At 52.5% G+C, this 18585-nt stretch carries 17 protein-coding genes and 2 pseudogenes; 4 read left to right on the forward strand and 15 right to left on the reverse strand.

Annotation, left to right across the window (positions count from 1 at the left end; translation table 11 throughout):
* Positions 1–63 precede the first annotated feature (63 nt).
* The gene (locus AB9F29_RS19740) at positions 64–762 is read left to right on the forward strand and encodes a FadR/GntR family transcriptional regulator (protein WP_335586583.1); all 699 of its coding nucleotides are present in this window, start codon (positions 64–66) and stop codon (positions 760–762) included.
* Positions 763–1239: 477 nt separating this feature from the next.
* Here the strand turns inward: AB9F29_RS19740 and AB9F29_RS19745 are convergent, their stop codons facing one another.
* The 7 genes and pseudogenes from AB9F29_RS19745 to iolD all read right to left on the reverse strand — a co-directional run bounded on the left by AB9F29_RS19745 (position 1240) and on the right by iolD (position 7807).
* Entirely contained in the window at positions 1240–1947 is a 708-nt protein-coding gene (locus AB9F29_RS19745; protein ID WP_369756949.1) for an IS6 family transposase, read from the reverse strand.
* A 71-nt stretch (positions 1948–2018) separates the two neighbouring features.
* Positions 2019–2126, reverse strand: a pseudogene (locus AB9F29_RS19750) (IS6 family transposase); the annotation flags it as partial.
* Between the two features lie 141 nt (positions 2127–2267).
* On the reverse strand, positions 2268–3269 hold the full coding sequence (iolG, locus tag AB9F29_RS19755) for an inositol 2-dehydrogenase (RefSeq protein ID WP_335586818.1): 1002 nt from the start codon (positions 3267–3269) through the stop codon (positions 2268–2270).
* Positions 3270–3272: 3 nt separating this feature from the next.
* Positions 3273–4100 carry a class II fructose-bisphosphate aldolase gene (locus AB9F29_RS19760; protein WP_335586817.1) on the reverse strand — a complete coding sequence of 276 codons (828 nt, stop codon included), beginning with the start codon at positions 4098–4100 and terminating at the stop codon, positions 3273–3275.
* Positions 4100–4942 carry a 5-deoxy-glucuronate isomerase gene (locus AB9F29_RS19765; protein ID WP_335586816.1) on the reverse strand — a complete coding sequence of 281 codons (843 nt, stop codon included), beginning with the start codon at positions 4940–4942 and terminating at the stop codon, positions 4100–4102. The genes AB9F29_RS19760 and AB9F29_RS19765 overlap by 1 nt, the downstream gene beginning before the upstream one ends.
* Before the next feature lie 9 nt (positions 4943–4951).
* A complete protein-coding gene (iolC, locus tag AB9F29_RS19770) occupies positions 4952–5935 on the reverse strand; it encodes a 5-dehydro-2-deoxygluconokinase (protein WP_369756950.1) in 984 nt (327 codons plus the stop codon).
* A complete protein-coding gene (gene iolD / locus AB9F29_RS19775) occupies positions 5936–7807 on the reverse strand; it encodes a 3D-(3,5/4)-trihydroxycyclohexane-1,2-dione acylhydrolase (decyclizing) (RefSeq protein ID WP_335586814.1) in 1872 nt (623 codons plus the stop codon).
* A gap of 119 nt (positions 7808–7926) precedes the next feature.
* Here iolD and AB9F29_RS19780 point away from each other — a divergent pair, with 119 nt between their 5' ends.
* The 3 genes from AB9F29_RS19780 to AB9F29_RS19790 are packed head-to-tail and all read left to right on the forward strand — an operon-like array spanning position 7927 to position 11100.
* On the forward strand, positions 7927–9030 hold the full coding sequence (locus tag AB9F29_RS19780) for a Gfo/Idh/MocA family protein (RefSeq protein ID WP_369756951.1): 1104 nt from the start codon (positions 7927–7929) through the stop codon (positions 9028–9030).
* A 13-nt stretch (positions 9031–9043) separates the two neighbouring features.
* Complete coding sequence (locus AB9F29_RS19785; protein WP_369756952.1) at positions 9044–9931, forward strand: TIM barrel protein; 888 nt, start codon at positions 9044–9046, stop codon at positions 9929–9931.
* An 11-nt stretch (positions 9932–9942) separates the two neighbouring features.
* The gene (locus AB9F29_RS19790) at positions 9943–11100 is read left to right on the forward strand and encodes a Gfo/Idh/MocA family protein (protein WP_369756953.1); all 1158 of its coding nucleotides are present in this window, start codon (positions 9943–9945) and stop codon (positions 11098–11100) included.
* 1 nt (position 11101) lies between these two features.
* On the opposite strand, the gene AB9F29_RS19795 is transcribed toward AB9F29_RS19790, so the two are convergent.
* The 8 genes and pseudogenes from AB9F29_RS19795 to AB9F29_RS19830 all read right to left on the reverse strand — a co-directional run bounded on the left by AB9F29_RS19795 (position 11102) and on the right by AB9F29_RS19830 (position 17830).
* On the reverse strand, positions 11102–12106 hold the full coding sequence (locus AB9F29_RS19795) for a LacI family DNA-binding transcriptional regulator (RefSeq protein ID WP_369756954.1): 1005 nt from the start codon (positions 12104–12106) through the stop codon (positions 11102–11104).
* A 209-nt stretch (positions 12107–12315) separates the two neighbouring features.
* A complete protein-coding gene (locus AB9F29_RS19800; protein ID WP_335586809.1) occupies positions 12316–13089 on the reverse strand; it encodes an ATP-binding cassette domain-containing protein in 774 nt (257 codons plus the stop codon).
* 9 nt (positions 13090–13098) lie between these two features.
* A complete protein-coding gene (locus AB9F29_RS19805; protein ID WP_335586808.1) occupies positions 13099–14172 on the reverse strand; it encodes an ABC transporter permease in 1074 nt (357 codons plus the stop codon).
* An 82-nt stretch (positions 14173–14254) separates the two neighbouring features.
* Entirely contained in the window at positions 14255–15193 is a 939-nt protein-coding gene (locus AB9F29_RS19810) for a sugar ABC transporter substrate-binding protein (protein WP_335586807.1), read from the reverse strand.
* 472 nt (positions 15194–15665) lie between these two features.
* Positions 15666–16043: pseudogene (locus AB9F29_RS19815) on the reverse strand (DDE-type integrase/transposase/recombinase); the annotation flags it as partial.
* A gap of 239 nt (positions 16044–16282) precedes the next feature.
* Positions 16283–16444 carry a transposase gene (locus AB9F29_RS19820; RefSeq protein WP_369756955.1) on the reverse strand — a complete coding sequence of 54 codons (162 nt, stop codon included), beginning with the start codon at positions 16442–16444 and terminating at the stop codon, positions 16283–16285.
* A 204-nt stretch (positions 16445–16648) separates the two neighbouring features.
* Positions 16649–17356 (reverse strand): IS6 family transposase, encoded by a 708-nt coding sequence (locus AB9F29_RS19825; protein ID WP_369756956.1) that lies wholly within the window; start codon positions 17354–17356, stop codon positions 16649–16651.
* 9 nt (positions 17357–17365) lie between these two features.
* A complete protein-coding gene (locus tag AB9F29_RS19830; RefSeq protein WP_369756957.1) occupies positions 17366–17830 on the reverse strand; it encodes a ParB/Srx family N-terminal domain-containing protein in 465 nt (154 codons plus the stop codon).
* Between the last annotated feature and the right edge of the window lie 755 nt (positions 17831–18585).

Raw genomic sequence — 18585 nt, forward strand, 5'->3', positions numbered from 1 at the left:
TAAGATTGGATTGGGAAAAAAAAGTGGCTATACGAGAGTAACTGCCAAAACAAAGGGCACTTCATGGACTATTCCACCGACAAAAGTTCCGTCACCCAAACCGTTGCGCGCCAATTGCAGGAAATGATCCGCTCGGGATCTTTGGCGAAGGATGAAAAGCTCCCGTCTCAACGTGTTTTATCAGAACAGCTAGGTGTCTCACGCACCTCTCTCCGCGAAGCGCTTTTGACATTAGAAACGTTGGGGCTAGTGCGAACCCTTCCGGCGCGCGGCACATTTGTGGTTGGAATAAACACACAAGAGGCCCGCGGTCAGGATCCGTGGCGTTTTGACGAACAATACAGCATTCTGGATGTATTCCAGTCGCGCATGATGATTGAAACCGAGATGTGCCGTCTCGCAGCGCCACATATTAACGATGCCGTGGCGCAAAAACTGCGCGAAGTCACAGATCAGTTTGAGCTTGCATGGACCCGAGGGGATCTGGTGACACATGTTGAAGCAGATCTAATGTTCCATAGATTGATAGCGCAGGCCTGCCCCAATGCCATGCTGCGCCGCCTGTATCATTCTGTCAGCGACTTGTTGACTGAAAGCCAGCGAGTGCCGATTCCCAGCACGGCGTTGGCTCGAATGAATGCCTCGATGGAGGAGCATCGTACAATTTTGCACGCCTTAACGAGAAATCGGCCTGAGGATGCAGCCAACGCGATGCAGGCTCATATCCGAAACACCGCTGCCTGTGTCGGAATATCGATCTAAGCGGGCTCTGTGGTGGTGTCATGTGTGGACGTATATGGACCCCGCCTTTTTGCAACGCCTTAGTTAGAGCTGATTTTGATCGTTGCAGGTTGCGGTCATGTGTCCCGTTGCCGGCAGTGCATGCAAAGCATGCATGAGAGGGGTCTGTTGACGCGGTGCATGTGACCGCTGGCCTTCCCTCTCAGCGATGCCAGCATCGCCTGCCGGGCAGCGGATGAAGTCCGCGTACCGAGTCCCAATCAGACGAACGAGCTTTAAAGCCCAGACAGCACCCTTAGCCGCAATGCAGCTTCGATACTTGCGATGAATGTCCAGTTTCGGCGGTGAGCTTAACACTTCCCGCGGCGAACGGCGGCTTTCATTAGGCGCCGTAAGACCGCAGAAGATCAGTCACGATGACATGGGGTCGACCATATCGTTTCATGGTGGTGTCAGACCAATTCGAACTCGTCTCAGCTAGGCCAGTGAGACTGCCCTTTATGCCGCGCAAAGACCGCGCCACTCAGCCAGAGCGGCGGCGCGGTTGGCCTTGAAGTGATCGCGTTGGGAGAGGCTTCGGTCCTGGTTAAAATGGTTGTGGATGGAAGCGTGGACAGCAACGAATTTCTGCAAGGTTCGCATGCGCCTAAAGCGGATCATGGCGCGTTCTCGTCGTCGAAACGGCAAGTGGGAGTTCTCGGCGCGATTGTTTTTCCAACGACCCGTTTCCTGTTTCGCCGCGTTACCAATTACCTTCATCGCGGCGCCATATGAGCGAAGTTTGTCAGTAACTAGCACCTCGGCTCTGCCATGACGTTTCATGGCTTTCTTGAGGAATTTCAACGCGGCCTTATGATCCCGACGCTTGGTGACATAGCTTTCCAGCACTTCTCCTTCATGGTCAACAGCCCGCCATAGATAGTGCAGTTCGCCGTTTATCTTCACAAAAACCTCATCGAGGTGCCACTGCCAATTCGAGTAACATCGCATCCGGCTGACCCGCTTTCTACGGATCTCAGCTGCAAACATTGGGCCCAATCGGTTCCACCAGAAACGGATGGTTTCGTGGCTGACATCGATGCCTCGTTCATGCAAAAGATCTTCCACATTTCGAAGCGAAAGTGGAAATCGAACGTAGAGCATCACTGCTAGACGGATGATTTCAGGACTCGTTTTGAAGTAGCGAAAAGGGGAGCGTTTTGCCATAATCAAACACTAGTTGGTTGACCTGCCCCGCTCAAGTCAGTTTCCTCTGACAGCGCCGTTTCGTGGAGTAAATCCTCCACGTTTCGAAGTGAGAGCGGAAACCGAACGTAAAGCATCACCGCTAGACGGATGATTTCAGGGCTCGTTTTGAAATAGCGAAAAGGGGAGTGTTTTGTCATGGCCCTAAGCTAGTTACTTACCCCCGCCCCGCCCCGCTCAAGTCAGTTTCCTCTGACAACACCTGCCCGCCAAATCGATGCGGCATAAAGGGCAGCGTCACTGCCCTTGCTGAGACGAGTTCGATTTTCTCTAATAGCACCCTAATTGGGGATATCGCCAAAGTGATGCGATAGGCCGTCGCGTGCTGCCGCATCAGCAGCGTCCGCAAGTAACTGTGCGTTCAAGCCATCTAAGCCGGAAGGCCACATAACGCCGCCCGATTGCACCACATCAACAAAATGAATCATTTCTGCACGGTAGGCAGCAGCATAGCGCTCAAGGAAAAATGGCTGCGTTGGCGCTGTTCGGGATCCTGAACCATTTGAAAGTTCCACCGTGTTTTCAAGCATATTTTCCGCTCGCAACATACCTAAGGAACCGTGGACCTCAATGCGTTGGTCATAGCCATAAGTGGCACGACGCGAATTGCTAATTTGACACAGTTTTCCGCTAGCTGTTTTAAGCGTCACAACAGCGGTGTCAAAATCACCCGCTTGGCCAATTTCGGGGTCCACAAGGCAGGAGGCTGCAGCCGTGAGTTCAACGGGTTCTTCGCCAAGCAAAAAACGCGCCATGTCAAAATCGTGGATCATCATATCGCGAAAAATGCCACCAGATGTTTTGATATAACCGATGGGAGGCGGGGACGGGTCGCGCGACAGGATCGTAACAATTTCAACGTTGCCAATCACTTGGTCGGTTATTTGTTTTTGCAGAGCGGCAAAGCTTGGGTCAAAGCGACGGTTAAAGGCTGTCATAAAGGGGACACCAGCTTTTTCGACCGCTGCCAAGCATTCGCGGATGCGGTCCACTGACAAATCCACCGGTTTTTCACAGAAGATCGCCTTGCCATTGGCGGCGGCCGCATGGATCAAATCATAATGTGTTGTTGTCGGTGTTCCAATGACCACGGCGTCGATTCCGCGATCGAGTAACACCTCTTCGCTACTCATCACTTTAGCGCCCAAATCCTGCGCCAGAGCCTCCGCCGCGGCGGGCAGAAAGTCAGAGACAGCAACAACGCGGGCTTTATCCATCCCCTTGAGGGTTTTGGCATGAACTTGGCCGATGCGGCCGCAACCAAGAAGTCCGATATTAAGCATTGGTCAGCCTTTCAAAGCAGAGAGAACGCGCCGAGCGGCGGCTACTGTGGGATCGTGGGTTTCCTTTAGGATGGACACACGATCAAAGCGTTTTGGATCTGCGTTTATCGCCGTGCGCATCGCTTCGCCAAAGGCCATGCGCAATTCGGTACCGATGTTGAATTTGCAGATATTGGTACTGTGCGCAAGACGGGCGCGTTGTTCTACCGGAACGCCAGACCCGCCGTGGATGACCAGTGAGACTGTTGTTGCCGCTTGGATGGCGGCAATGCGACCTTCATCCAGCCCACCTTCTTTGTTTTCCTGTAAATGCACATTTCCAACGGAAATCGCCATGGCGTCGACGCCAGTTTCCACCGCAAAAATGGCCGCTTCCGACGGGTCAGTGCCTGCGGATTTTTCGCCATTGGAATAGCCAACAAAACCAATTTCGCCTTCGCATGAAATGCCTGCCGCATGAGCGATTTCTGCTATTTGTTTGGTTTCTTTAATGTTCTCGGCCAGTGGCTTGCGAGAGCCATCATACATCAGCGATGTAAATCCGCTATCGAGCGCCAAGGAACATTCGTCATAGGTATAGCCGTGATCAAGATGAGCCACGACTGGAACAGAGGCGTTTTCGGCTAAATACCGGAACATTTTTCCCAGCACGGGCAGTGGCGTATGTTCCCGACATCCAGGTCCCGCTTGTAGAATTACAGCGCAGTTTTCCGCTTCGGCAGCCGCTACGAAGGCGCGCATATCCTCCCACCCAAGTGTGACCAATCCGCCCACGGCATAGTTGCCTTTTAAGGCGGGTTGAAGCACGTCGGCTAAGGTTACAAGGGGCATTATTTAAACTTCGCAATCATGTCTTTGATGCCTGGAATGGTTTCCAATTGATAGGCATGGCTGGGTTGGAAATATTGCACCAAGGAGCGTTGAGACAAACCACCCAAAATGGTGAAATAATACATCTGATAACCCGGAAGAACCGCGCAGGGATGGTAGCCAGAGTCCAGACAAATCGTGGAGCCATCAACGATGTGATATGCGTCGCCTGCCTTGCCGTCTTCCCTTTGTAGCATCTGAACGCCGGAACCGTGGTTGGGTTTGAAACGAAAATTGTAGGTCTCGTCGTGGCGTGTTTCTAGGGGGAGGCGGTCTGTGTCGTGCTTGTGACTTGGAAATCCAGACCAACCGCCTTCACCAACGGTGAACAATTCAGAAACGAGCAAGCGCCCAACTTTTCCGTGGTATTTTGTACCGAGGATGTGCTTGATTTTGCGGTGGGTTTTGGTGTCGTCAGAACCATATTGAATTTTGTCCAATTCGTCGGACCGTACGGCAAACGCATCCAAAACCTTGTCATAGCGCGCGCCTGCGACGAAGACTTCTGCGGTGTCACTTGTACAAACCATGGTCGCACGTGCCGCTGTCGGTACATACACGCCTTCGGGTTCGCCATCCCACACGTCAGCTTTGCGCAGGCCAAGGCCGCTCACTTTGAACCCTTCGATATCCACTTCAATCGTACCTGTCGCTGGGACAATGCAGGTTTCATATCCGGGAACCGAATACTCAAATGCTTGCCCCTTCGTCAATTTGACAATGTTGAAATAGTTCAACGGGACAGTGGCATCATCAATATCTACGATCGGATTGTTGTTGTTATCAAATGGCGCAATATGCATGAATTTTTCCTAGCTTTCTGTTGGGCCGGAATGGTCGGCCAGAAATTTTTCGAGTGTTGCAGTGTCTGCCATCGCGGGCGCGCAGCCCGGACGTGACACGGTGATGGAGGCGCAAGCAGAGCCACGCAAAATAGCTGTTTTTAAATCGTAACCATCGGCGATTGAGGTCAAGAAGCCAGCCATAAAGCTGTCTCCCGCACCTGTGGGTTTCAGAGCCGAAACCGGATAAATACCCGTGCGAATTTCCTGCCCATCGACAAAAGTAATCGCCCCTTCATGTCCCATTTTGTAGACCACTGCGGCGGCCGTTGTTTGGGAAAGCTCGCGCGCCTTGGCCAGCCCTTTTTCGACGCCACCTGCCATGAAGCCGAATTCTTCGTCATTGCCTACGATCATGTCGCTCTGCGCTGCGGCACGGCTTAAAACATCCGCGGCAACTTCAGCAGATGGCCATGAGTAGGGCCGGTAATCCACATCGAAAATAATGGGCAGACCCGCAGCTCGGGCCAAATCAAATGCATGAAATGTTGCAGCGCGAGAAGGTTCAGCGGCAAAAACGGTGCCCGCGGTAATAAGGGCGCCAAAAGCGTTATAATCAACAGCCGACACATCCGATTTATCCATTTGGAAATCGGCCGCACCGTTGCGGTAGATTACCGATTGGTGGTTTTCGACACGGGTTTCATAGACGGCCAGCGAGTTGCGATATTCGCCGCCAACGGGGGTTACATGGGTAGTATTCACGCCGTATCGTTTCAATTGATTGATGCAATACCGCCCGACGCTGTCGTCTGATACGCGCGTAACCAACGCAGCTTTGCCACCAAGTTTGCAAATTCCTGCTGCCATATTGGCTGAAGAGCCACCCAATCCAACTGTCATTGTGACAGCGTCTTCGGTCGCCGTGCCGGGAGGGTCGGGAAAGAAATCCATTCCCGCGCGTCCGATGACAACAAAATTGTTGGATTTAATTCCGTCAAAAAGTGTGGACATTTATAAGCCCTTCCGCTGCCGGGGGCGGGTCGCCTCCCAATCTTTGTGGGCGGTATTTACGCGCTCGCTTTTTGAGGTATGAGGCGTCCCGACTTCCCACCACGCGTGGCCCTCTGTTGTCCAGCCGTCATAAGGATCGACCTTCATAACGATGACATAAGTTTGCGTTGCGGCTTTCGCGCGCGCAAATGCATCCGCCAATTCGGCAGGGTTTTCAATGGTTTCCGCCAGCGCCCCCATGGAGCGCGCATGGGCTTCGAAATCGACACTCACTTGATGTGTAGCGGTGGGGGTGTCCGAAATGAGGTTGTTAAAGCTCTCGTTTCCAGTGTTGTTCTGGAGTTTGTTAATCACCGCAAATCCACCGTTATCCAAGACAAGAACAATCAGTTTCTTTTCGGTGAGGACCGAGGAATAGATATCCGAATTCATCAGCAGGTAAGAACCGTCGCCCGTGAAAACGATGGTGTCTTGGTTTGGTTCGTTTTCGGATTGAGCAATGCGCGCGCCCCAACCACCAGCAATTTCATAACCCATACAAGAGAAGCCAAATTCAACATCGACCGTGCCAATGTCCAAAGTGTTCCAATTTGCGGTGACTTCGGCGGGCAATCCGCCTGCGGCGGCAACGATGCGGTCGCGGGAATCGCACGCAGCGTTCACAACGCCGATGGCCTGTGCATAGGAAGAGGGGCCATTTCCAAGGCTGGTGTTTTGGGCTACATAGGTATTCCACTTGCTGCGTTCGTCGCGGGAAAATGCTGTCCAACCGGCGGGGGTTTGATATCCTGAAAGCTCATCGCTCAGCGCGGTAATTCCCAGTTTTGCGTCGCCCACAACGGTCAACGACATATGTTTCGCCGCATCATGACGCGCGGCGTTCAACCCGATGATCTTTGCGTCCTTCGCGAAGGCTGTCCACGAACCGGTCGTGAAATCCTGAAGGCGCGTGCCCACCGCTAGAATGACATCCGCTTGTTCTGCAATTGTATTCGCCGAATTCGAGCCCGTAACCCCAATAGGACCAATGTTTAGGTCGTGGGTCGCGAGCATGTTGGCGCGACCTGCAATGGTTTCCACCACGGGAATATTATGCGCTTCGGCAAATTTGGTCAGCTCGGATACGGCACCCGAATATTGCACACCACCGCCTGCGATAATCATCGGACGTTTGGCAGACTTTAGAAGCGCCACGGCATCGGCAACCTCCGCCATGTCGGGGGCTTGGCGGCGAATGCGATGCACATGTTCATCAAAGAATACGACGGGGTAATCATATGTCCAACCCTGAACATCTTGCGGCAGTCCAATGAACGCGGGGCCGCAATCGGCGGGGTCCAACAGTGTGGCGAGGGCTGCGGGGAGGGATTGGAGGATTTGCGCGGGATGGGTGATGCGATCCCAAAAACGGCTTACGGATTTGAACGCGTCATTGAGACCAAGGCTCGGATTGCCAAAATGTTCCAACTGTTGCAGCACTGGATCGGGGAGGCGGGTCACAAACGTATCGCCACACAGCATCAAAACTGGGAGGCGGTTGGCGTGGGCCAAGGCGGCACTGGTCAGAAGATTGGCCGTTCCGGGGCCCGCGGAGGCCGTGCAAAACATAAATCGACTCCGCAGATTGGCCTTGGCGTAAGCTGCGGCAGCAAATCCCATGCCCTGCTCATTTTGGCCGCGATAAAGAGGCAATTCATCTTTGTGGGTGTAAAGAGCTTCGCCTAAACACGTGACATTTCCATGACCGAAAATGCCAAAGCCACCGCCACACAGTCGAACGCGTTCTCCATCAATGTCAATGTATTGCGCTGCCAAATAGCGTACAATTGCCTGTGCAACTGTTAGGGTAACCGTCTCGTTCGCTTGTGCCAAAGTGCTCTCCACGCGTAGTCATTTGAGATGCGCAACGTTATGGGTATTGACCCCTGCGCATAAACAAGGTTACATAATTTGCAACCGGTTGCAATAGTGCTTTTACTTTGGGGGGCGGCATGACGAAAATAGGCATAGGGATTGTTGGCGGCGGCTATATGGGCAAAGCGCATGCTGCGGCCTACGGCTCTGTTGGGAGCCTTTTTGAAACCCCATTGCGCCCTGTGTTGGAAATGGTCTGTGCAACGTCGCAGGAAAGCGCACAGACATACCGTGACAAATATGGATTCGCCCGAGCAACGACCGATTGGCGCGCTCTTGTGGAGGATTCAAAAGTTGAGGCCATTGTGATTGCGTCTCCGCAATCAACGCATTGTGAAATCGCGAAGGCGGCATTTGCGATCGGCAAGCCGGTGTTCTGCGAAAAGCCGCTTGGGGAATCTCTGACGCAAAGCCGTGCTATGCTGGCTGCAGCTGAGGCTTCTGGTTGTGTTAACATGGTTGGGTTTAATTACATTCGTACGCCTGCGTCGCAATACGCCCGCCAGTTGATTGCCGATGGGCGCATTGGCGATGTCACTTGGTTTCGGGGCGAGCATACGGAGGATTTTCTGGCCGATGCCAGTTTGCCAGCAACATGGCGCACGCAAGGCGCGGCCAATGGGACGATGGGCGATTTGGCCCCGCATATGATCAATGCAGCACGGGCGCTGATTGGTCCGATTGCCTCGCTCAATGCAAACGTAGAAACCGTGCATGCCAACCGCCCTGGCGGTATTGTTACCAACGACGATCAGGCGCAAATGATGTGCAAATTTGAGAATGGTGCACAGGGGCATCTGTTCTTTAGTCGTGTCGCGACGGGTCGTAAGATGGGCTACGCCTATGAGATCTTTGGCACCAAAGGCGCAATCCGCTTTGATCAGGAAGACCAGAACGCGCTGCATCTCTATACAATGGAAGGTCCAGAGGCAGAACGCGGTTTTCGCAAGATACTCGCGGGACCAGCCCATCCGGATTATTTGGCATTTTGTCAGGGGCCAGGCCACGGCACGGGGTACCAAGACCTTATCATTATCGAGGCGCATGATTTTCTGCGTGCCATCCACGAAAAACGAAACATCTGGCCGACTTTCTCCGAAGGTATGGAAGTCAATCGGGTCGTCGCCGCTGCACTCGCGTCGAGTGAAAAACAAGCCTGGGTTCAGATCTCAGATTTTTAAAAAGGGTAATAACATGATTAAAATAGGCAATGCGCCCTGCTCTTGGGGCGTGGAATTTGCAGATGATCCGCGTAATCCCGCGTGGCGCAAAGTTTTGCAAGAAAACGCAAGCGCGGGCTTCACCGGCATCGAACTTGGACCTGTAGGGTTTATGCCAGAAGACCCAGCAATATTGGCAGATGCCTTGGCTGAATTTGGCCAAGAACTGGTCGGGGGCGTTATTTTCCGCCCGTTCCATGATCCTGATATGTGGGACAACGTGATGGACGGTGCCGTCCGGACGTGCGAGGCCCTAAAAGCACATGGCGCAGAGCATTTGGTGCTCATCGACAGTATATCCCCACGCCGCGCGCCGACCGCAGGACGCGCGAGCGAAGCTGAGCAGATGGACAAGGCGGAATGGACGGCCTTTCGTGACCGCATCGCCACTGTCGCGCGTTTGGGGACCGAAGAATACGGCCTAAAGGTTGGCATTCACGCCCACGCTGCTGGGTTCATTGATTTTGAACCGGAGTTGGAGCGCCTTTTAAGTGAAGTCGATGAAAACATCCTGAAGATTTGTTTTGATACGGGGCATCATTCCTATGCTGGTTATGATCCCGTTGCGTTTATGAAGCGGCATATTGATCGCATCAGCTATATGCACTTCAAGGATATCGACCCCAAGGTTAAAGCCGATGTTGTGGCCAAGCGTACGGATTTCTACACGGCTTGTGGGCAGGGAATTTTCTGTAATTTGGGCGACGGCGATGTTGATTTCCCCGCTGTCCGGCAGTTGTTGTTGGACAATGATTTCAATGGCTGGTGCACCGTTGAGCAGGATTGCGACCCTGAGGGCGACACGTCGCCTATCGACGACGCAAAACTGAACCGCACCTATTTGCAATCTATCGGATTCTAGGGAGACACCGCATGAAGAAATTGAAATGGGGTATGATTGGCGGCGGTGAAGGCAGTCAAATCGGCCCAGCACACCGTTTGGGTTCCGGCTTGGATGGATTGTTTGAGTTCACAGCAGGGGCGTTGGATCACCGCCCCGAGCAAGGTATTGAATACGGTCAACGCCTCGGATTGGGTGAGCGCGCCTATGGCGGTTGGCAGGAAATGCTGGAGGCAGAAAAGCAGCGCGGCGACGACAAAGTTGATCTGGTGACGGTTGCCACTCCAAACTCGACGCACTTTGAAATCACCAAGGGGTTCCTTGAGGGCGGTTTCCATGTGCTCTGTGAAAAACCCATGACGATGACCGTCGAAGAGGGTGAAGAGATTGTCAAAATTGCCGAAAAAACGGGCAATATTTGTGCCGTGAATTATGGCTACTCTGGCTATAGTTTGGTGCGCCATATGAAGGCGATGATTGCGCGCGGAGACATTGGCAAGGTGCGGTTGGTGAATGCAGAGTTTGCCCATGGTCATCACGCGGATGCAGCCGACGCAGATAACCCACGCGTGCGTTGGCGCTATGATCCCGCTTTGGCGGGCGTTAGCGCGCAGTTTGCGGATTGTGGTATTCACGCGATGCATATGGCCAGTTTTGTGACGGGCCAAGAAGTTACCAAATTGTCCGCGGATACGGTGTCTTGTCTGGCGCAACGTGTTTTGGAAGATGACGCAATGGTCAATTTCCGCATGGACGGCGGTGCTGTTGGTCGGCTTTGGACTTCGAGCATAGCGATCGGGCGTCAGCATGGTTTGGGCATTCAAGTCTTCGGTGAAACTGGCGGTTTGCGTTGGAGCCAAGAGCAGCCAAACCAGCTGTTTTACATGCCTCTGAATCAACGGTTGCAAGTCATTGAACGCGGTGAGGCAAATCTCTCGCCAGAAGCGGATCGCACCTCGCGTGTGACCATTGGCCATGCAGAGGGAATGCCTTTAGCCTTTGCGAACATCTATACCGATCTCGCCGAAGCCATTCAGGCGCGCAAAGAGGGGCGTGCAATGGATCCTGCGGCTGATTTATATCCCAAAGCGGTGGACGGGTTGCGCTCAATGGCAGCTGTCGTTGCTGTTGCTCAATCGGGCAAATCTGAAGGCGCGTGGCTCGATGCGCGCCCGCCGATGTTCCAATAAATTAAGGGCGGGGCGCGGGACGCAAGGTTCCGCGCTCAACCACAGCACAATCGAATCTATGGGTTTGGGGCGGTATGCTTTGGTCTTGGATCAAGGCCGCGACCCGCTCAATTGAGGCCGAAATAATGTCGACCAACGGGTTGCTAATCGTCGTGAGGTTGATATTGGCCCAGCCCGCCATTTCCATGTTGTTTAACCCGATCAAACCCACATCTTCAGGTACGCGCAATCCAGCGGTTTGCAAGGCGGACAAAGCCCCGATCGAGAGCACGTCGTCACCACAAAAATAGGCCTGTGCCGGCTTGCTAGCTAAGAGGCGAAGCATTTCTTCACGGCCTGCCTCAAAGGAATAAGCGCTCGCAAAACTGGTTGTGCAAGAAATCCCCTTGTGTGCAGCGATTTCGCGGACAAAACCCGTTTCGCGATCAAGGGTCGAGGTGGCGTATTGGGGCCCACCCAAAAAGGCAACCTCGTTGTAACCCCGTTCAATCAAAGTGTGCGCGGCCATTCGGCCTGCTGCTATATTGTCGATCCCCAAAACGTCCACTGTCGGGTTTTCCAAATGGCGACCAAATGAATGGACCACCGGTACCCCCGCGTCTCGAAACGCCCGCGCAAATCCGGGTTTTAGGGTCGACGAGGCCACGATCACCCCATCAACGGAGTATTGGCGCAGCATGCGCACTGAGGCTTCGGGCTCAGTTTCATCCGTGAGATTGACCAACAACGGGCGTAAACCGCGCTCCTGAAGACCACGCGTAAACAAATCAAAAACCTCAAGGAATATTGGGTTGTGAAAGTTGTTAGAGACTAGGCCGATCATTTTGGTGCGGCCCGTGGTCAAGGAGGAGGCCAGCGCGTTCGGGCTGTAGCCCAAAGTCAACGCAGCGCGCATGACTTTTTCGCGGGTCTTGACCGAAACGGAAGCACCTTCGGTGTAGGTCCGTGAAACGGCTGAACGTGACACGCCAGCAAGCTCGGCCACATTTTTCAGCGTTACGGCCATCTGACCTCTCCTCGATTAATTATCCGCGTCTGTCCTATAGTCAATTGTCGCGAAACGCCACGTGCAAATACCCGCTACGCCAAGGAAAATAACAGCCCACATGGCCCGCCCGGTAGATAATTCAAACAGACCCCATCCAAAGAGAACGGCAACGATTGCCACACGTATCCATATGGGCGCAAAGAAGGGGCCTGTGAGGTCAATTAGTTTCACGCAGCGCCCGCATATTCAGCGCCGGTTTTCGCACCAGTGATATAGGCTACGACATCCTGCCCATCGGTTTCATCCTTGTTGAGATTGGCCACGATACGTCCTCGGCGGAACACGATAATCCGATCCACCAGATCAAAAACTTGACGCATGTTGTGGCTGACCAAAATAAGGCTTTCGTTCTGTTCTTTCAACGTGCGAATGATGTTTTCAACCTGCGCGGTTTCTTGCACCCCAAGGGCAGCCGTAGGCTCATCCATGATGGTCAGTTTTGACGCAAATGTTGCCGTGCGTGCAATGGCGACACATTGGCGTTGACCGCCTGACATATTGGCAATCGTGTTGCGGATGTTGGGGATTTTAACGCCCGTTTTGACCAAGCCGGCCATTGTTGCTTCGCGCATTGCTTTGTAGTCCAACAAACGAAAGGGGCCAAGAAAGTTCATTTTGGTGACTTCGCGACCCAAAAACAGATTGTCTGGGACGTTAAGATCATCGGCCAAAGCCAGCGTTTGAAACACAGTCTCAATCCCTGCTTCGCGCGCATCCAAGGGGCCGGAAAAATGCACGTCCTTGCCGTCAAAAGTGACCGTGCCACGCGTACGTTGCTCGACGCCGGTGATTTGACGCACAAACGTGGACTTCCCCGCTCCATTGTCCCCCATAATCGCGACGTGTTCGCCCTTGCGTAGGATAAAATCTGCACCCTCAAGGGCGTGAACGCCGCCGTAATGTTTGGTGAGGCCTTTGGTTTCTAGAATAATATCTGACATTTTACTCTCCTAAGACCGAGCTGCCGCACGTTGTTGTTGCAATTGATCGAGGGCAACCGCACCGACGATAATCCCGCCGAGCACCATTTCCTGATAATAGGCCCCGAGCCTTAGGAAGGTGAAGCCCGATGTAATCACACCGATAATCAACGCACCAATCACGGTACCAATGATAGAGCCACGTCCGCCGAACAACGACACACCGCCAATAACGGCCATCGCGATGGCGTCCAATTCGTAGGACAGGCCCATGCCCGATTGCGCGGTCAAGTTTTTAGAGGTCAAAATCACAGCAGAGAGACCAGCGAGCATCCCCGCGATTGCATAGACCAGCACCAGATGACGCGGAACATTGATGCCCGACATCCGCGCGGCCGCTTCGTTGGAGCCAATCGCGTAGGTGTGTTTTCCATAGACCGTGTAGTTCATAATCAAGTGAAATAGTACCGCGAGCGAAAGGAAAATGATCACGGGCATCATACCCGCACCGATTTTCGCATAGGCTTCGGTGGGGAAGGAAACGGGTTTGCCGCTAGACCACCACTGCGCCACACCACGCGCGAAAAGCATCATGCCAAGGGTCGCAATGAAGGGTGGAATGCGCGAATAGGCCACAAGAATACCGTTGACCATCCCAGCAATTATCCCGCAACCTAGCCCGACAAATATAGGAACGATAACTGGCAAATCCAGAAACGCAGGACCGAAAATTGCTTTTGGGTTTGGGCTGCCGTTCACGATCGAAACCTGTGCAAAACTCATGGCGATCATCGCAGTGGCACCCAAGACCGATCCAGAAGACAAGTCGATGCCAGCAGTGATGATCACTTGCGTTACACCCAGAGAGATGATGCCGATAATGGCAACCTGAATGATGATAATCCGCAGACGCTGCTCGTTGAAAATACTGTCAAAGCGGTCGGTTGTGTCGAACAGGAGGCTTTGTCCCATGAAGACCGCCCCGAGGACTTCGAAAACAATAACGATCAAAATGAGCGCACCCAAGACGTTCAATTCGTTTGGCCACTGCCGTTTTGTCTTGTCGTAGGTCAGTCCGCCCGTTCCGTGGCTTGTGTCTGACATCAGTCAGCCTCCAAAATTGTGTGGTTTTTGTGCGATATGGGGCAGCGAGAGGCCGCCCCATATGTTGGCTTGAATTGGTAGCTTACTGCATGAATTCGCCGATATTTTCAGGAGTGACCAGCTTGAAGGGAATGAAGACAGTTTTGTCTACAGCTTCGCCTCTTGCCAATTTCAACGCGGTGTCGATGGCGCCTGATCCTTGACCTGCAAGGTCTTGGAAAACAGTTACGTCCATGTCGCCCGCTTGCATGGAAACAAGCGCATCCGCTGTGGCGTCAACGCCGCCAACAACCACGTCATCCATAGAAATACCGGCAGCCTTCATAGCTTGAATCGCACCGATTGCCATTTCGTCATTGTTGCCAAAGACGGCATCAAATGGTTCGCCAGAGGAGATCCAGTTTGTCATCAAATCTTGCGCTTTATCACGTGACCATTCAGCAGTCTGCTTGTCGATCAGTGTGATGAAGTTACACATGTCCATGCCGATAACGTCTTCGAAGTCTTTCGAACGCTGAACTGCTGCTTGGTTGGAAAGCTGTCCCATCAACATATAGGCTTTAGCACCACCAGACTTACCCTGCGCGCGCAAATCTTGACACATGCGGAACGCGGCCAGTGTGCCGGATTCAATCTCGTTGGACGCAACAAACGCCTGACCTACGGGCAACGTGTCCATGTTTACAGGCTGTCGGTTTACATAAACCAGAGGCACACCCGCTGCGGCGGCGGCATTAGACATCGCTTCAGTCGCGTTCGTATCCACAGCATTCACGATGATCGCATCAACGCCGGAAGCGATGAAATTGTTGATCTGGTCAAGCTGTTTTGCAACGTCATCTGTTGCATCTTCAACCTGCAAGCTAACATCGGGTAGGGTGTCGGCATGGTCGGTCATGCCATTGCGCATAACAGTCAAGCCGTTGTCATCAAAACGTGCAACCGATACGCCGATTTGCTCGGCGAAAGCGGTTGTGCTCAACAAGGCTGTGATACCTGCGGCTAAAATAATCTTTTTCATTTGTATCCTCCCATTGCGTGCCCGGCACACAGTTTTTTACCGGGACCTCATATTGAGGCGTTTTTTTTCAGAAGTCTTCCATCGTCATTGTGGCATTCGGAATTAGTCCAAAACTGTTGAAAACAAGGTGTTGGGCTGCGGGGCACCTCAAATATTAATCTCAGAGCGCAAAGCGACAAAAGAAGAAACTTTTACGCCTCGATTTAACTTCAAGACTAATTTTCGGAATGTTCCCTAAGTTCACGACCCACCCTGATTCGTAGTTTACTTTAACCCAGTTTAATATTTTTGCAACCGGTTGCACAGACCGGCGCGATAAGCTCATTCGAAAGAGGAAATCACTGAAGCTGTGACCTCAAGTTGGGTTGCGACATTTTTTCTATCTCAGTTTTCTAATTCTTCGGTGAAGGCTTCGGTTGGTGGTGTCAGACGAATTCGAACTCGTCTCAGCTAGGCTAGGACCCCTGCCCTTTTATGCCGCACAAAGGCCGCGCCACTCAGTCAGTGCGGCGGTGCGGTTGGCCTTGAAGTGATCGCGTTGGGAGAGGCTTCGGTCCTGATTCAAATGGTTGTGGATGGAAGCGTGGACAGCAACGAATTTCTGCAAGGTTCGCATGCGCCTGAAGCGGATCATTGCCCGTTCCCGTCGTCGAAACGGCAAGTGCGAATTTTCAGCGCGATTGTTTTTCCAACGACCCGTTTCCTGTTTCGCCACGTTACCAATTACCTTCATCGCGGCGCCGTATGAGCGAAGTTTGTCGGTTACTAGCACCTCGGCTCTGCCATGACGTTTCATGGTTTTCTTGAGGAATTTCAATGCAGCCTTGCGATTTCGACGTTTCGTAACGTAGCAACTGTCTTAATTCAGGCCGTTATTTTGCGATAATCTTGGCCTGCTTTCAACATCGCATTTATGATGGTTAGTAGCTTTCTTGCGCACGCCGTCACGGCAAGTTTCACTGGTTTTCCTGCATCCTGAAGCTGCTTGCGGAATGCCTTGAAGTTGAAATCATGGCGCGACGCGATGAAAGCCGCGAGATAGAGTGCGCGCCGGACATTAGCCCGCCCACCCCAAATGCGGCGTTTGCCTTAGAATATGCCGGAATCACAAGCGTGCGGCGCCAAGCCAGCAAGTGCTGCGATCTTTCGCCGATCTAACTGTCCGAGTTCTGGCAGTGACGCAATCAGCACTGCCGCCAAAACAGGCCCAACCCCAGGGATTGTTTGCAGTCGAGTGTGATCCTCGACCAACTTTTCATGCTGTTGAATATGGCCGTTTATTTCGGCATCGCAACGCTTGAGATGTCGCGCAAGAATGCGCAGAAGGCCACTGATTTGGCGACGGATCCAAGCGTCACTTGTCTGAGCATGTCGGTTTCGCTCCCGCCCGATTGTCGCCGTGGGTGGTGTCAGACAAATTCGAACTCGTCTCAGCTAGGCCAGTGAGACTGCCCTTTATGCCGCGCAAAGACCGCGCCACTCAGCCAGAGCAGCAGTGCGGTTCATTTTGAAATGATCTCTTTGGGAAAGGCTGCGCTCCTGATTGAAGTGGTTAAAAACGGATGCATGGACGGAAACAAATTTCTGCAAGGTTCGCATGCGCCTAAAGCGGATCATTGCCCGCTCCCGTCGTCGAAACGGCAAGTGCGAATTTTCAGCGCGATTGTTTTTCCAACGACCCGTTTCCTGTTTCGCCACGGCACCAATTACCTTCATCGCGGCGCCGTATGAGCGAAGTTTGTCGGTAACTAGCACCTCGGCTCTGCCATGGCGTTTCATGGTTTTCTTGAGGAATTTCAATGCAGCCTTGCGATTTCGACGTTTCGTAACATAGGACTCCAACACCTCACCCTCGTGATCTACGGCACGCCATAGATAGTGCAGTTCGCCGTTTATCTTCACAAAAACCTCGTCTAGGTGCCATTGCCAATTCGAGTAACATCGCATCCGACTAACCCGTTTTCTACGGATCTCAGCTGCAAACATTGGGCCAAATCGGTTCCACCAGAAACGGACGGTTTCGTGGCTGACATCGATGCCTCGTTCATGCAGAAGATCTTCAACATTCCTAAGCGACAATGGGAACCGAACGTAGAGCATTACCGCTAGACGGATGATTTCAGGACTCGTTTTGAAGTAGCGGAAAGGGGAGCGTTTTGTCATGGACAAACGCTAGTTTCTTGCCCTGCCAGCCTCAAGAGAATTTCCTCTGACAGTGCCCTCCTGGGTTCTGTTAAGTGCAATTCTGAGCGCTCGCACTTCCGGCTCCGACAAATGCCCGACCTGCAGACATGGGATTGATTTTAATCCAAGCGCACGAGCGGCCTCTACGCGCGAATGACCATCAACAATATCATTTTCGCCATTTATTAGAATGGGGGCAACGAAACCGAATACCTCTATTGATCGCTTTACCTTTGATATCTGCTTTTTCGTCGGTTTGCGCACCTGATGCTGTGAGGGTTTAAGATTGGCCACAGTAACAAGAATAGAGTTGAGCTCCGGAGCAAGATCGTTCCTGATGAGAAACTCGGGACATGTTACGACTTCATCTGTGCTTTGCCAGTTTGACCCATTGGCTTTGTCTGCCGAACACGCTCGACGACTTTTAAAAATTGCTTTGTGATTTTTGGACATTGCTGCCTCCCGCCTTGAATAAAGTTTCATGCGACGAGAGTTTTGGTGTGGTGAAAGGAAACATTTCGGCCACCGTTTTATTGCGGTGGTTGGAATGGAATCCTACCGTGACACCTCGTTACTTAGGGGAAAAACCTGTCATAGATTGGTTGCGAAATCAAGGGATATTTTTATTAAGCTTTTGTAATGGTTGACAAACTCTTTCTAGGGCGACAGATCGATACAAGCGATCTCGATAGTTAAGACTGGACTTTAACCGCAAAGCAAGCGTCACTAAACGCAGGGTGGCGCCGGCCATAGTCGCACGAAAAAGCCCCCCGCCGAGTTTTCCATATTGCGTGAACTAGCCACCTAGGTTTGCGTTCTCGTCCACGTAAGGCACGTGCAAAACTGAGGATACCCGGAAAGAGATTGTGACGCAGATACACACCCATCTAGCACGCCCCTTGAAATCCCTGCATTTTGGAATAATTCCCTGTTAAATCTCTAGGGAGCTTTGCGCTAAGGTATTGAAATCACTCCACGACCATCCGTGTTATCTGGCGATATCAGTCTATTTTCCACAATATTCCCTGTTAATTTCCCTGTTAGCAGGGAAAATCAGCCGAGACTGGCTCGCTCAGGACTGGCAGCACAGCCAAACACTTCTTCTCTTTTTGAACGTGCGAAGTACCCGCCCTTTTGTGGCGTGGTTTCAGCGATTTGCCTGTACGACATTCAAGGAGAGACGCTCTTCAGAGAGCAAATACGGCCTT

Source organism: Falsihalocynthiibacter sp. S25ZX9 (assembly GCF_041205405.1).
Taxonomy (GTDB): Bacteria; Pseudomonadota; Alphaproteobacteria; order Rhodobacterales; family Rhodobacteraceae; genus Falsihalocynthiibacter; species Falsihalocynthiibacter arcticus.